At 29.5% G+C, this 13,886-nt stretch carries 12 protein-coding genes; 11 read left to right on the forward strand and 1 reads right to left on the reverse strand.

Annotated features, from left to right (window positions below):
- The first annotated feature begins 9 nt into the window (after nt 1–9).
- From CUEA01_RS05155 to CUEA01_RS05185, 7 genes are all read left to right on the forward strand, one after another.
- Entirely contained in the window at nt 10–909 is a 900-nt protein-coding gene (locus CUEA01_RS05155) for a nucleotidyltransferase domain-containing protein (RefSeq protein ID WP_234119356.1), read from the forward strand.
- A 10-nt stretch (nt 910–919) separates the two neighbouring features.
- A complete protein-coding gene (pdxR, locus tag CUEA01_RS05160) occupies nt 920–2,332 on the forward strand; it encodes a MocR-like pyridoxine biosynthesis transcription factor PdxR (RefSeq protein WP_234119358.1) in 1,413 nt (470 codons plus the stop codon).
- A complete protein-coding gene (locus CUEA01_RS05165; protein ID WP_234119359.1) occupies nt 2,329–2,973 on the forward strand; it encodes a YigZ family protein in 645 nt (214 codons plus the stop codon). The genes pdxR and CUEA01_RS05165 overlap by 4 nt, the downstream gene beginning before the upstream one ends.
- Nucleotides 2,974–3,170: 197 nt before the next feature.
- Nucleotides 3,171–3,911, forward strand: coding sequence for a YebC/PmpR family DNA-binding transcriptional regulator (locus CUEA01_RS05170; RefSeq protein ID WP_234119361.1), 741 nt, complete (start codon nt 3,171–3,173; stop codon nt 3,909–3,911).
- A 107-nt stretch (nt 3,912–4,018) separates the two neighbouring features.
- A complete protein-coding gene (locus tag CUEA01_RS05175; RefSeq protein ID WP_234119363.1) occupies nt 4,019–4,903 on the forward strand; it encodes a DMT family transporter in 885 nt (294 codons plus the stop codon).
- Between the two features lie 673 nt (nt 4,904–5,576).
- The gene (locus CUEA01_RS05180; RefSeq protein ID WP_234119364.1) at nt 5,577–6,737 is read left to right on the forward strand and encodes a LuxE/PaaK family acyltransferase; all 1,161 of its coding nucleotides are present in this window, start codon (nt 5,577–5,579) and stop codon (nt 6,735–6,737) included.
- On the forward strand, nt 6,727–8,079 hold the full coding sequence (locus tag CUEA01_RS05185; RefSeq protein ID WP_234119366.1) for an acyl-CoA reductase: 1,353 nt from the start codon (nt 6,727–6,729) through the stop codon (nt 8,077–8,079). The genes CUEA01_RS05180 and CUEA01_RS05185 overlap by 11 nt, the downstream gene beginning before the upstream one ends.
- A 283-nt stretch (nt 8,080–8,362) precedes the next feature.
- Here the strand turns inward: CUEA01_RS05185 and CUEA01_RS05190 are convergent, their stop codons facing one another.
- Nucleotides 8,363–9,235 (reverse strand): aminoglycoside 6-adenylyltransferase, encoded by an 873-nt coding sequence (locus CUEA01_RS05190; RefSeq protein ID WP_234119371.1) that lies wholly within the window; start codon nt 9,233–9,235, stop codon nt 8,363–8,365.
- Nucleotides 9,236–10,196: 961 nt separating this feature from the next.
- On the opposite strand from CUEA01_RS05190, the gene CUEA01_RS05195 reads away from it, so the two are divergent.
- The 4 genes from CUEA01_RS05195 (at nt 10,197) to queA (ending at nt 13,871) form a co-directional block, all read left to right on the forward strand.
- A complete protein-coding gene (locus tag CUEA01_RS05195) occupies nt 10,197–10,847 on the forward strand; it encodes a hypothetical protein (RefSeq protein ID WP_234119372.1) in 651 nt (216 codons plus the stop codon).
- Between the two features lie 301 nt (nt 10,848–11,148).
- On the forward strand, nt 11,149–11,757 hold the full coding sequence (gene ruvA / locus CUEA01_RS05200) for a Holliday junction branch migration protein RuvA (RefSeq protein ID WP_234119374.1): 609 nt from the start codon (nt 11,149–11,151) through the stop codon (nt 11,755–11,757).
- A gap of 12 nt (nt 11,758–11,769) precedes the next feature.
- Complete coding sequence (gene ruvB / locus CUEA01_RS05205) at nt 11,770–12,813, forward strand: Holliday junction branch migration DNA helicase RuvB (RefSeq protein WP_234119376.1); 1,044 nt, start codon at nt 11,770–11,772, stop codon at nt 12,811–12,813.
- A 32-nt stretch (nt 12,814–12,845) separates the two neighbouring features.
- Entirely contained in the window at nt 12,846–13,871 is a 1,026-nt protein-coding gene (gene queA / locus CUEA01_RS05210; protein ID WP_234122124.1) for a tRNA preQ1(34) S-adenosylmethionine ribosyltransferase-isomerase QueA, read from the forward strand.
- Nucleotides 13,872–13,886 lie beyond the last annotated feature (15 nt).

Genomic DNA, 13,886 nt, shown 5'->3' on the forward strand with positions numbered 1-13,886 from the left:
GTGTTTCTTTTGAAAAAGACAATTTCACAATATCAAAAAGCATTTACAACAGAAATTGAAAATTTAAAGTCCAATAAAAATGTTCTTGCAGTTATGGTTTTCGGAAGTATGGTTTCTGGAGATTTATGGGATGGATCTGATATAGACCTTTTTGTTATTGCAAATGATGAAGGATCAAATAGTATAAAAAACATATTTACTGAAGAAGAAGGTATATCAATTCATATAAAATTAATGGGCAAAAATAAGTTTTTGAGACTCAATGAAAATGACCTTAAGGGTGGCTTTTTTCACAGAATATTTGCTTCGTCTAAGCTTGTATTTTCTAATGATATGGAAATAACAGCAAGATATGATAGTGGGAGATATTACCCAGATATCGATAGAAGAAAGTGGAATATGGTTTATGCAGGAAATGTAATTAAGAGTATAGATACTTGTAAAAAATATTTGATTAATGATGGAATATATACGGCTTATTGTGAAGCAGTGAAATGTGTAGATGATTTTTCAAAGCTTTATGTTAATTACTCTGGATATATGATAAATAAGGATGCTGTAAGTATGCTTATGAATATAGATGAGAAATTTAAAAAACATGTTGATAATTTATTATTTGATAAAAGCGATATTAAAAAGTCAATTGAAGCTATGGTTACTTATATGGATTTATTTGTAAATGCCAATTTAAAGAATATTGCTGATTTATTAATTGATTATATGAGGAAAAAAGATTGCTTTTTAAGTGAGGAAGATATAAATAATGATTTAATATTTAAAGATTTTAATATAAATTCGGAGGAATTATTAAATAAACTTTGGATTCTTAATATTATTAAGAAAAAAACTAGGGAATATTTACTTAAAGATGGAAGTATTTTAGTAAAAGAAAATGTATATTATATATAGGTGATTTATAATGAAAAAGTATGCAATGAAATTTAAAGAGGAAGTTCCAAAGTATGTTCAAATAGCGAGACATATTAAAAATTTAATAGATACAGATGTAATAAAGAATGAAGAAAAATTGCCACCAATAAGGGAACTTGCAAAATACTTAAATGTTAATAGTGATACTATAGTTGCAGCTTATAGAAAAATGAAAAGTGAAGGTTATGCATACCTAAAAATGGGGAGCGGCACATATGCTAAAAAAAAGGATGCATATACAAGTTTAAAAAGAGACTATTCAAATATATTTAAGAAAATGGATGGTAGAAGTGAAGAGGGCTATATAGATTTTGCAGAAGAAAATCCGTGCGGAGAATATTTTCCCATAGAAAATTTTAAAAATGTAATTGATGAAGTGCTCGTAAGGGATGGATTAGATGCTCTTGTTTATCAAGAAGCTCTAGGATATATAGGACTTAGAAGTAGTATAAGTGATTTTTTGTGGAATAAAACAGTTGACGAGGATAGGATAATCATTGTTTCTGGTGCACAGCAGGGAATTGATATAATTTCTAAGGCCATTGTAAATGTAAATGATAATGTTGTTATTGAGAAGCCAACATATAGTGGTGCCTTATCACTATTCAAATGGAGAAGAGCTAACATCTTTGAAGTTGATATGGAGGAAGATGGAATAAATATAAATCAATTTGAAAAAATATTGAAAAAGAATTATATAAAATGTTTTTATACAATGACTTATTTTCAGAATCCTACAGGAATTTCATATAGTATTAATAAAAAAAAGGAAATATTAAGATTAGCTGAAAAGTATGACTTTTATATAATAGAAGATGATTACCTTTCAGAAATACAATATAATGATAAATTTGAATATAGAAGTTTTAAAAGCTTAGATACAAAGGATAGGGTTATATACATAAAAAGTTTTTCTAAGATATTTCTTCCAGGAATAAGAATAGGATATTTAATAATGCCATCCTTACTTCAAGAACAAATTGAAAATTCAAAGATTACAACAGATATATCAACATCAAGTCTTATGCAAAGAGCACTTGATTTATATATAAGAAAAGGCTATTGGAGAAGTTATATAGCTAAGATTAACAGCATGTATAGGGCAAGATATTATTATATGCACGAGAAACTAGAGGATATATTAGGTAATAAAGTTGAAATTAGTGATCCTAAGGGTGGATTTAGTTTTTATTTAAAAATTAAAGATAATGTAGAAAATAATTGTGTTGATTTATTCTATAGCTGTAAGAAAAAAAAGGTACTTATAACTCCGGGAGTATTTTTTTATAAAAATAATGATGATGGTTTAAAGTATTTTAAAATTGGATTTTCTAAAGCAAATGAAAGTGAAATTTTAAAAGGTATTGGGGTAATAAATAATATACTGGGGATGGATGTATGAGTTATTTTACAATAAGAAAAGAAGCATGTGCTGAATTTGAAGAAAGAAAATCGGTTTTTATTGGCCATGCAAAGAGAGTTGAAACTGAAAGTGAAGCAAAAGAATTTGTAGAAAAAATAAAAAAAGAGCATAAAGATGCTACGCATAATGTTTATGCATATATTGTTGGAAGGGATATGCTTATACAAAAATGTACGGATGATGGAGAACCCCAAGGTACCGCTGGAGTTCCAGTTTTGGATGTAATAAAAAAGAATGGAATAACAGATGTTGCTATAGTGGTTACAAGATATTTTGGAGGAATTCTTTTAGGTACAGGTGGACTTGTAAGGGCATATTCAAAGGGAGCTTCTGAAGCTGTAAATGAAAGCGGAATAGTGGAAAAGGTGCTGGGAGTACAAATTACAATTATCTTAAATTATGAGCTTCTTGGTAAACTCCAATATCATTTTTCAATTAAAAACTGGCACATTGAAGATATACTATATACTGATAAAGTTGAAATCAAATTTAATTTTGAAAGTCAGTATTTAGATAAAATAAAAAAGGAAATATCAGAGATTTGTTCGGGAAAATGCGAATTTAAAATTGATAAAGAAGGATATTATTTTAAGTCTGAAAATAGATTAATTAGTTCGTAGTGTAATAAATAGGCTATGTTTTAAATAAGCGTGAAAATCAACACTTATTTAAAACATAGCCAATAATTAAATTAGTGCAGTAGCTCTTGGTAATTTTTATGTGTCTTAAAAGAAATTTTGTGGTATAATATTAAGCGTGACTGTAAATATGTAATACATATTTCTAATATATAGGTTTGAGTTAGGAGGAATAGCAAATGTCAGGACACTCAAAGTGGCATAATATTCAAGCTAAAAAAGGTAAGGTAGATGCTAAAAGAGGAAAAATATTTACAAAGATAGGTAAGGAAATAGCGGTTGCTGTTAAATCAGGAGGATCTAATTTAGACGGAAATTCAAAATTAAGAGACTGCGTTGCTAAAGCTAAAGCAGCTAATATGCCTATGGATACAATAACAAAAGCTATTAAAAAGGGAGCAGGAGAACTTGAAGGCGTAAATTATGAAGAATTAATGTACGAAGGATATGGTCCTGCAGGAGTAGCTGTACTTGTTAATGTTTTAACTGATAATAAAAATAGAAGTGCAAGCGATGTTAGATGTATATTTGATAGAAATGGTGGAAATTTAGGTGCTACAGGTTGTGTATCATGGATGTTCCAAAGAAAAGGACAAATAGTTATACAAAAGCAAGATGGAATAGATGAAGATGAATTAATGATGAAAGTATTAGAGCTTGGTGCAGAAGATTTTTCAGCAGAAGAGGAAGTTTTTGTAATTACAACAGCTCAAGAAGATTTTTCAACTGTAAGAGAAGCTTTAGAAAAAGAAAATTTTGAATTTGAATCTGCAGAAATAACAATGATACCAGATAATACTGTAAGTTTAAATCTTGAAGATTCTGAAAGAGTTCAGTCATTAATAGATAAATTAGAAGATAATGATGACGTTCAAGATGTTTGGCATAATGCTGAATTTGCAGAGGATTTTGAAGGCTAATTTGTAATATCTATTTAGAGTAGAGAGTAGAGAGTAATTACCTACTCTCTATTCTGTTTCTAGATTCGATTATTAAATTATAGTTATTAATTTTAGGGGGCCACTAGATGAAGGAAAATTCATACAAGTCAGATTTGTTACTTTTAATTACAGCAGCAATATGGGGATTTGCTTTTGTTGCTCAGAGAGTTGGAATGAATTACATAGGACCTTATACGTATAATGGTGTAAGATTTGCATTTGGAGCTATATCATTAATTCCAATTATGTTTTTTAGGAGCGATAAAAATAGAAAAAATGAAAAAAGTCAAAAAAAAACCTATTTGATTTATGGAGCTATAGCTGGTGTTTTAATTTTTGCAGGCTCTAATCTTCAACAAATAGGACTTATAAAGACACAAGCAGGAAAAGCTGGATTTATAACGGATTTATATATTGTAATTGTTCCATTAATTGGAATAGTATTGAAAAAGAAGGTTGCAATAAATTCATGGATTGGGGCAATCATTGCAGCTGTAGGATTGTATTTTTTATGTGTAAAAGAAAATTTTAATATAACAAATAGCGATTTGGTTATTCTTGCAAGCGCTTTTGTATTTGCTATACATATTTTATTTATTGATCATTCAGCGCAAAAGGTAAATGCTATAAAACTTGCTTTTCTTCAATATGTTGTATGCTCCATTTTAAGCATGATAGCAGCTGTACTATTCGAAAATATTAATTTGATTGAAATTTTTAATGCAGGCATACCAATAATTTATGGGGGAGTTTTTTCAGTAGGTATAGCATACACTCTTCAAATTGTGGGACAAAAAAATGCGGAACCAACGCATGCCTCAATTATAATGAGTATGGAAGCAGCATTTGCAGCAATTGGCGGCTTTATTCTTTTAAACGAACATTTAAGTATTAGAGCCGTTTTGGGATGTATACTTATGCTTATAGGAATGGTTGTATCTCAAGTTAAAATTTTTGCAAGAAATAGTTGAGCAGGTAAACATATATAGATAAGCAATTTGAAAAGTTAAAATTGCTTATACCAAATTTATCCTATTAAATTACAATTTTTAGAGCAGAGTACAAAGAAGGATGATTTGCCTTTCGTTTTACTCAGGTAAATCTTAAACTTAAATGGTGTCAGCTTCGCTGAACGCCATGCATCACGCAATTGCGCAGCAATAAAAAAATAATTTTTGAGATTTTTCGTAGTGCTAACGGAGAAAAATCGTCCTTCATTGTACTCTGTACTCTGAGTTAAATTGTAATTTGCCAGGATAAACTTGGTATTTGCAATTTCAATGTTCCAAGTTGTACATCTATAGTAAAATTTGAGCTTTGTTTAGTCAGAGAAATAAATGACTAGATGGAGCTTTTTTTATTGGCTATGTTTTAAATAAGTATTGATTTTCACACTTATTGAAAACATAGCCTTTCTATTTTACTATAAATAAGAATAATTATTGAATATGGTATTGTTTTTAGAAAGTTTGTACTTAGTAGTATAAAAGTATAAAATATGGAAGAAAATACAGATAATTAAAAGCAAATTGGCTTAAATAAAGTATTCATGTAATTATAACATTTTACAATATATATAAATTTGATTTACTATGTAGTTAATTCAATATATTGAATGCAAAATAGATGTAAGGAGAAGGATTTATGGAAAATTTAAATTTTTTTGACGATTTTAGAAGAAATTTAATTGATCAATATGAAAAATGTGAAGCTTATAAAATAATATGTGATAATCAAAAGTATAATCCAAAAACTCAATTAAAATGTGAAGAAGATATTGAGAAGGTTCCTTTTTTAGTAACTACAGTTTTTAAGAAATCTGCAAATTTATTTGACAAATTGCTTAAAGTACCTACTAATGAATTAGATAAATGGACTGTATCAAGTAGTACAAGTGGTGATCCCAGCTTTGTAGGAAGAAAAAATGAAGATATAGATACCTTAAGACAAATAATAAAAAATGATACTATGATTGATCCTAAATGTGAATTCAATTGTGTCTTTTATCCTGAACCCGAAGTAATGAAAAAATATAAAAGTATAAAAATAATGGACAAGCCAACAGAGTCATATATAGGGAATGTATTAGATTTAATGGCAGATACAAGTGATTTTGGGTCAAATGCAAAGTTTTTATTAAAGCCATATGAGGATAGATTTGATGTGGATATAGATGAGTTTGCTGAATTTATTAAAGTTCATGATAAAATGAAGCATTATTTATTAATAGGCGGATCAACTATATTGCTATATAATGCAGTGGAAGCTTTAAAAAAGAATGGAGTTAAGCCAGTTGAATTGGGAGATAAGGCGATTATTCGTACCGGCGGCGGAGGCTGGGATGGAAAAAAGGGAAATGTCTCTATGGGTAAGAAAATGGAAAGATGGCAATTTGTAAAAATTGTTTCGGAGTTTTTAGGAATTCCAGAAGAAAATTTTATCGACATATATTCATTTACGGAAAATAGTCTTCCTATAACTGGTCATTATTCTAGCAAATTAAAAAATTATTTATTTCATGTGCCAAGTGGAGGAAGAGTTGTTATAAGAGATCCAAAGACTTTAAAGCCTCTTCATAATGATGGTGACAAGGGATTAATTCAAATATTAAATGCATATGGAACATCGGCTTTTGCTGGAGCTTCTATACTTGTTGATGATATGGCAGAGATTGTTTCTAAAGAAAAATGTCCAGAGTGCATGGCAAATTGTATGACAATTAAAATATTAGGAAGAGTTAAAGGTTCAGAAGCAAAAGGATGTGGAGCAACTTTAAATGTTGGAGGGGATAAAAATGAGAATTAATTATTCTACAGGAAGCACGTTTGCTGAAAAGGAATTAAATGGTTTAAAAATGGAGCTAAATATCTCCAATGAGGATAATATCTTAAAAGAAATAGAGAGACTTAAAAAAAATAAAATTAAAAGTCATAAAATAATTACAGAAAAAACTATAGAAATTTTAGATAAGTGTGCAAGAATGTGGTTAGATGGAGAATACTCTAAAGAACATATAAATATACTAGCCCAAATTACAAACCAAAGTGTTCCTCTTATAACCTATGAACTTAATGGAAGCATGGAAATGCTTTTAAAAGACAATATTCAAAAAACTATTAAAGAAGAATTGGGAGATTTAGATATACTTGATACTTGGGTAAAAAGAAGCTATGGTTATGCCCATAGGCAGCCTAGGGGACTGATCTTTCATAATATTTCAGGAAATGCTCTTGTTGTAATCTTAATGAGTATTGCAATGGGACTTTTATCGAAAAATTGTAATTTAGTAAAAGTTTCTGGCGACGAACCTTATTTTGCATATGCCTTTTATAAAAGTTTATGTGAAATTGATGATAGTATAAAAGATAGATTATCTATAATATATTTTGATAGTTCAAATGAAAATATTTATGATACAATTGTAAAAAATAGTGACTCTATAATCCATTGGGGTGGGGAAAGTTCAAGTAAAAAGATTTCAAGCATATGTGCAAAATATCAAAAACATTTAATAATGCATGGTCAAAAAATAAGCTTTGAGGTTATTGACAGTTTAGACGATAGTATAGAAATCGCAAATAATGTAGCAAAAGACATTATTTGCTGGGAACAAAAAGCATGTTTGTCACCAAGAATAGTCTTTATAAATAGAAAGAATGATGTAAATAAATTTGCAAAAATATTAGGAAAAAGCTTAAAAGAAATCGGTAGTTCAATACCTAAAGCTTATTCAACTGCATGGAATTCTATAAAAACTATACAAGATAGGCAATATTGTGAAATAAAATATGGAATGAAAGAAAATGATACAAAAATTTATTCTTCATATAATGCTGATTATACAGTAATTTTAAGTAAAGGTATGCCTGATAAGGAAGATATAAATAGATGTTTTTATAGATTTATATTTGTTTGTCCTTATGATAATGAAGATGAAGTTTATGAATATGTAAGTGAAAATTTGAAGGAATATCTACAAACTATGGGGTATGCTGGCGATGATATTGGTTTCATTGAAAAAATGACTTTGCTTGGAGTAAGTATAGTAACGAAACCTGGCTATATGGCGATTCATTATCCGGGAACTTCTCATGATGGCACTCATAATCTTTATGATATGACACTGCTTGTAAGCAGACAAATTTGAGATTAGACCAGAGTACAAAGTACAGAGTACAGAGTACAACGAAGGATGATTTACCTTTCCTTAAGTCAGGTAAATCTTAAACTTAACTGGTGTTAGCTTTGCTAACACCAGTAATGACGCGATTGCGTAAGCAATCAAAAAAATAAGTTTTGAGATTTTCTGTAGCTTTGCTACATAAAATCATCCTTCACTGTACTTTGTCAACTGTACTTTGAATAAAGGTTCCCATTTTTAAAATTTAAGTATAAAATAATTTTAGTGTAGCAGCTTTCGTTACGTATATCTATCTTAAAATAGAGTTTTTTTCTAATCTTCTTTTTGCAAGAAAATCTCTAACTTTTTTGGTTTCATTTTTATCACATATGAAATTAAAATGGATTGCAACTTTTGATTCTAATTCACTAAAATAATCATACATAAGGAATAGTTTATTCCATATATCCTCATATTCACCATTTGGAAATATGTTTTGCAAGCGCTTCATTTCAGTCTCAGAAAGAAATCTTTTTAAATATTTATTACTGCTTCCAGTAGTCACATTAAATTGATGCTGTATTCCAATTTCCCAGTTTAGCATCTTCATGAACATTTTCATAATTAGAACATCATAAGTGTATTTCGCATAATAAAACTCTTCTCTGCACAGTCCCTTTGATATGTAAATAGATAACCATCGGAATTCATTGGTGGTATTATAAAATTCCATCTTTGTTGGTGGCTTAATAAAAAAGGCAGTTTCAGTAGCTATGGGAATTAATTCTTTATAATTATCTTTATTAAGCAAAACAATCCTTGGTTCATTATTATCTTTTTCATTTTCTATATTTATTATATCTACAATATTAAGGTCGATGCGGTTACCATCCGTAAATTGAATAAGAAATGCAAATGCTTCATGGCCACAATAATCATAAGGATGTGAATACCAATCCACCGGATACTGGACTATAAGTATGTCACCAAAATAGCTTATCCAGTTTTTATCTTTTGTAAATTCACGTATGTCGGTAACAAAATATACAATATCAAAATCGCTGTATTGATCATGTACGGAATTTTTATTTGCCCTTGAACCATTCATAGTAACCGCACGAATTCGTTCATCTTCAATAGCTTTTTTCATGATTAAGTTCATCATTTCAGTTTTTGTACGCATTGCAAAACCCCCAATTATATTTTCTTATTTTTAATTACATAAGAACTATAGATAAACAGCCGAGAAGATTGAAATTGCTAATACCAAATTCATCCTGATAAGTTACAATTTATCGAGGAGAAGCCAAAGTACAAAGTACAGAGTACAAAGTACAATGAAGGACGATTTTTCTCCGTTAGCACTACGAAAAAATCTGAAAACTTATTTTTTTATTGCTGCGCAATCGCGCCATACATGGTACTCAGCGAAGCTGATACCATTTAAGTTTAAGATTTGCCTGAGTAAAACGAAAGGTAAATCATCATTCTTTGTACTCTGTACTTTGTACTTTATACTCTGCTTTTCAAATTGTAATTTGCAATTTTCAAGTTTCACAGTGGTTCATCTATAAAGAGATACCAAGTCCAACTTTTAGTTATTTTTGCATAATGCTTCGTCACTGTAACACCCTAAGATAACCAGTGTTAACAAGTTATATTTCCTTGTATTACACAAAACTATTTCTTAATTTGGATTTATTGTTTTTTTATATGTCTAAAAATATGATGTGAGCATATGGAATTATTATACACTGCTTTACTTGCAATTTCTATATTGCTAGAGGTATGAAGATATAGGAGTACAAAGTTCAGAGTACAATGAAGGTGGATTTGCCTTCCTCGTGTCAGGTAAATCTTAGAACTTATATAATGTCAGCTTCGCTGAACACCACTTGTGGTGCAATTGCGTTAGCATTAAGTTTTGAGATTTTTAGTAGTGCTAACGAAGAAAAATCATCCTTCATTGTACTCTGTACTCTGTACTTTGTACTTTGATCTAATCTCTCTTCCCCATGTTGCAATTTGTGATCAATTTGATATATAATATACCACGTAACCTTATAATAAGTAAGTTATTAAAGCATATCTATTGAATAAAAAATAAAAATATGTCAATACTATCCAGTAATAGGAGGGATAGTATGACAAGAAAGAAAAAAATAATATTGGCCTTTTTGATTGTTTTTTTTGTTTTTATGCTATCATTTTGTATAGGGTATAAAAATAATATAATTAATATGCTATCATATGAAAAAAATAAAATTGTGAATTTTATAAATAACAATGAAGGTAAGAAACAAGCTAAGAGGACTAAATATGTTTCAAATCAAAACAATAATAATAGTGTTGGAAATACACTTGTTATAACTATAAAAAATTATGATGTAACATTTAATCCAAATGATGAAACCAAAAATAACATATTAAAATCAAGCAAAATGACAAATTCTAAAGATGAAAAGAAAAGTAATTTGTCAAAGCAACAGCTTACTAAAAGCTATGAAAAACAAGGATATATAGTTGTTTGGGATAATGATAGAAACGTTGAAATTATAAAAAATAACTATATTAATAATACTCAAGTTGATGGAGTATTTGTTGTAAAACCTAGTAAGGTTAGTAATTCTATAGATATATACAAGGTAAGTAATGATGGTAAACTTTTAGATACTAATACTACATCGTATAAAAAGTTAAGTGATTTGAAAGCAGAAACTTTGGATTTAGTAAACAAAGGATTATTAGTTTTTGGCTCAAAAGATGATGCTAAAAAGCTTGCAGGATACAATTAAAGATAAACCCGCTTGAAACAGCAAAATAAGAAATGCTAAATGTATTCTGTTAAATTAGAATTTATGAAGCAGAGTACAGATGACGGAGTACAGAGTACAGTGAAGGGAGATTTACATTTCGTTTTACTCAGGTAAATCTTAGAACTTATATATTGTCAGCTTCGCTTAGCACTAAGTGTGGTGCAATTGCGTAAGCAATAAAAAATAAGTTTTTGGATTTTTTGTAGCGTTAGCGGAGAAAAATCAACATTTACTGTACTCTGTCATCTGTACTCCGTACTCTGGAATAGGTGGTGGTTTTATGTATGAATACATAAAAGGAAAATTTATAGGCATAAATAAAGATTATATAATAATAGATAACAATGGAATTGGGTATAAAATTTTTACGTCAGGAAGTACAATGGCTGATATGCCTAAAATTGGTGAGGAAGTATTTGTATATTTAAACCAAATTGTTAGAGAAGATTTTATAGGGCTTTATGGATTTTTTACTAAAGAAGAACTTGAAATGTTTAATAAATTATTAACTATAAGCGGAGTAGGTGCAAAAGCGGCATTATCACTTTTGTCAATATGTTCTGTAGAAAAGTTAAAATGTGCTATTGTAAATGAAGATGAGAAAACAATTACAAAAGCAGCTGGTGTGGGTAAGAAAATGGCACAAAGAATAATACTTGAACTTAAGGATAAGATAGACCTAGGAGAAATAAGCCTGGAAGAATTGGAAAATAGCAATTTAACATATGTTGAAGATTCTGAAAATGCTAAGAAAATGTCAGAAGCTAATGCTGCTTTAATTTCTTTAGGATATTCTGAAAAAGAGGCTGAAAAGGCATTAAATATTGTGGACAAGAATGACACTATAGAAAATATAATAAAAAGCTGCTTGAAATTTCTTATGAATTGATGGTGATGAATTGTGGAAGATAGAATTTTAACGGCATTAAATTTACAAGAGGATTCATATGAATATAGTTTAAGACCTCAAAAATTATCTGAATACATAGGGCAGAGTAAAGTAAAAGAAAAAATGAATATATTTGTTACAGCCGCTAAAAAGCGAAAGGAAGCTTTAGATCATGTGCTCCTTTATGGACCTCCAGGGCTTGGAAAGACCACTCTTGCAAATATAATTGCCAGGGAAATGGGTGGAAATTTAAAAATAACTTCAGGTCCGGCAATTGAAAGGGCAGGAGATTTAGCAGCTGTGCTTACAGGGCTTTCTGAATTTGATGTTTTGTTTATTGACGAAATACATAGGCTTAATAGAAGTGTAGAAGAAATATTGTATCCTGCTATGGAAGATTATGCTTTGGATATAATGATAGGTAAAGGAGCAGCAGCAAAATCTATAAGATTAGATTTACCTAAGTTTACTCTTATAGGTGCTACTACAAGGGTTGGACTTCTAACATCGCCTTTGAGAGATAGGTTTGGCGTGTTGTGTCCAATGGAATTTTATAGTGATGATGAACTTAAAGAAATAATTGTTAGGTCGGCGGCAATATTAAACATAGAAATAGAAGAAGATGCAGCTTATGAAATAGCAAGACGTTCAAGAGGAACCCCTAGAATTGCAAATAGACTTTTAAAAAGAGTAAGAGATTACTCAGAAGTTAAGGGAAAGGGAATTATAGATGTTAATTCTTCTGAAAAAGCCCTTGAACTTTTAGAAGTAGATAAAGAAGGTTTTGACAGTATAGATAACAAAATTATTGAAGCTGTAGTAGATAATTTTAATGGGGGACCGGTTGGAATTGAAACACTTGCATACTTTGTTGGTGAAGAATTAGATACTATAGAAGATGTATATGAACCATACCTTCTTCAAAAAGGATTTATTGTAAGAACGCCTAGGGGAAGAATTGCAACTGAAAAAGCATATAAGCATTTAAATAGAGTTTATAGAAAAAATAATAATATAGAAAATAAACAATACTCTGTGTTTGATGACAAAGATTGAAAAATACAATAGCGGAAGGAATGTGGAGAGTTTTGGAATTAAAAGATTTTTATTATGATTTACCAAAGGAACTTATAGCACAGCATCCATCTGATGTTAGAGATGAATGCAGACTTATGGTGCTTAACAAAAAAACAGGGGAAATTGAGCATAAAATTTTTAAAGATATAATTAATTATTTGAATCCTGGTGATTGTTTGGTACTTAATGATACAAGGGTAATGCCTGCGAGATTAATTGGAGAAAAAGAAGGAACAGGTGGAAAAATAGAATTTTTACTACTTAAAAGACTTCAGGGAGACATGTGGGAAACTTTAGTTAAGCCAGGGAAAAGGGCTAAAGTAGGAACTAAGTTTACATTTGGAGATGGAATATTAAAAGCTGAAGTTAAAAAAATTGGAGAAGATGGTAATAGAGTTGTAGAATTTTATTACAATGGAATATTTGAAGAAATATTAGATAAACTTGGAGAAATGCCACTACCACCATACATAACTGAAAAGCTTAATGATAAAGAAAAATATCAAACAGTTTATTCGAAAAATGAAGGCTCGGCTGCAGCACCAACAGCAGGATTACATTTTACAAAAGAACTTTTAGAAGAAATAAAAGAAAAGGGCATAAAAATAGTTTTCTTAACGCTTCATGTAGGGCTTGGTACTTTTAGACCTGTGAAAGTTGATAAAATTGAAGAACATCACATGCACTCAGAATATTATATTTTATCAAAAGAAAGTGCTGATATTATAAATAAAACTAAAGAAAATGGCGGAAGAGTAGTTTCAGTTGGAACAACTTCAACAAGAACACTTGAAACTATAGGTGATGAAAATGGAAAGGTTAAGGAAAAGTCTGGATGGACAGATATATTTATATATCCAGGTTACAAATATAAGATTGTAGATGCACTAATAACAAATTTTCATTTGCCTGAATCTACTTTAATAATGCTTGTAAGTGCCTTAAGTAATAGAGAAATAATATTAAATGCATATGAAACAGCAGTTAAAGAAAAATATAGATTTTTTAGTTTTGGAGATGCTATGTTTATAAAATAGCTTGAGGAGGAAAAA

The sequence above is a fragment of the Clostridium hydrogenum genome (assembly GCF_021432385.1).
Classification (GTDB): domain Bacteria; phylum Bacillota; class Clostridia; order Clostridiales; family Clostridiaceae; genus Clostridium_S; species Clostridium_S hydrogenum.

What these genes read in the sequence shown, in the direction of transcription:
- CUEA01_RS05175 (WP_234119363.1), top strand. Translation starts at nt 4,019, where the DNA reads ATGAAGGAAAATTCATACAAGTCAGATTTGTTACTTTTAATTACAGCA.
- CUEA01_RS05180 (WP_234119364.1), top strand. Translation starts at nt 5,577, where the DNA reads ATGGAAAATTTAAATTTTTTTGACGATTTTAGAAGAAATTTAATTGAT.
- CUEA01_RS05170 (WP_234119361.1), top strand. Translation starts at nt 3,171, where the DNA reads ATGTCAGGACACTCAAAGTGGCATAATATTCAAGCTAAAAAAGGTAAG.
- CUEA01_RS05190 (WP_234119371.1), bottom strand. Translation starts at nt 9,235, where the DNA reads ATGCGTACAAAAACTGAAATGATGAACTTAATCATGAAAAAAGCTATT.
- CUEA01_RS05185 (WP_234119366.1), top strand. Translation starts at nt 6,727, where the DNA reads ATGAGAATTAATTATTCTACAGGAAGCACGTTTGCTGAAAAGGAATTA.
- pdxR (WP_234119358.1), top strand. Translation starts at nt 920, where the DNA reads ATGAAAAAGTATGCAATGAAATTTAAAGAGGAAGTTCCAAAGTATGTT.
- ruvA (WP_234119374.1), top strand. Translation starts at nt 11,149, where the DNA reads ATGTATGAATACATAAAAGGAAAATTTATAGGCATAAATAAAGATTAT.
- CUEA01_RS05165 (WP_234119359.1), top strand. Translation starts at nt 2,329, where the DNA reads ATGAGTTATTTTACAATAAGAAAAGAAGCATGTGCTGAATTTGAAGAA.
- CUEA01_RS05195 (WP_234119372.1), top strand. Translation starts at nt 10,197, where the DNA reads ATGACAAGAAAGAAAAAAATAATATTGGCCTTTTTGATTGTTTTTTTT.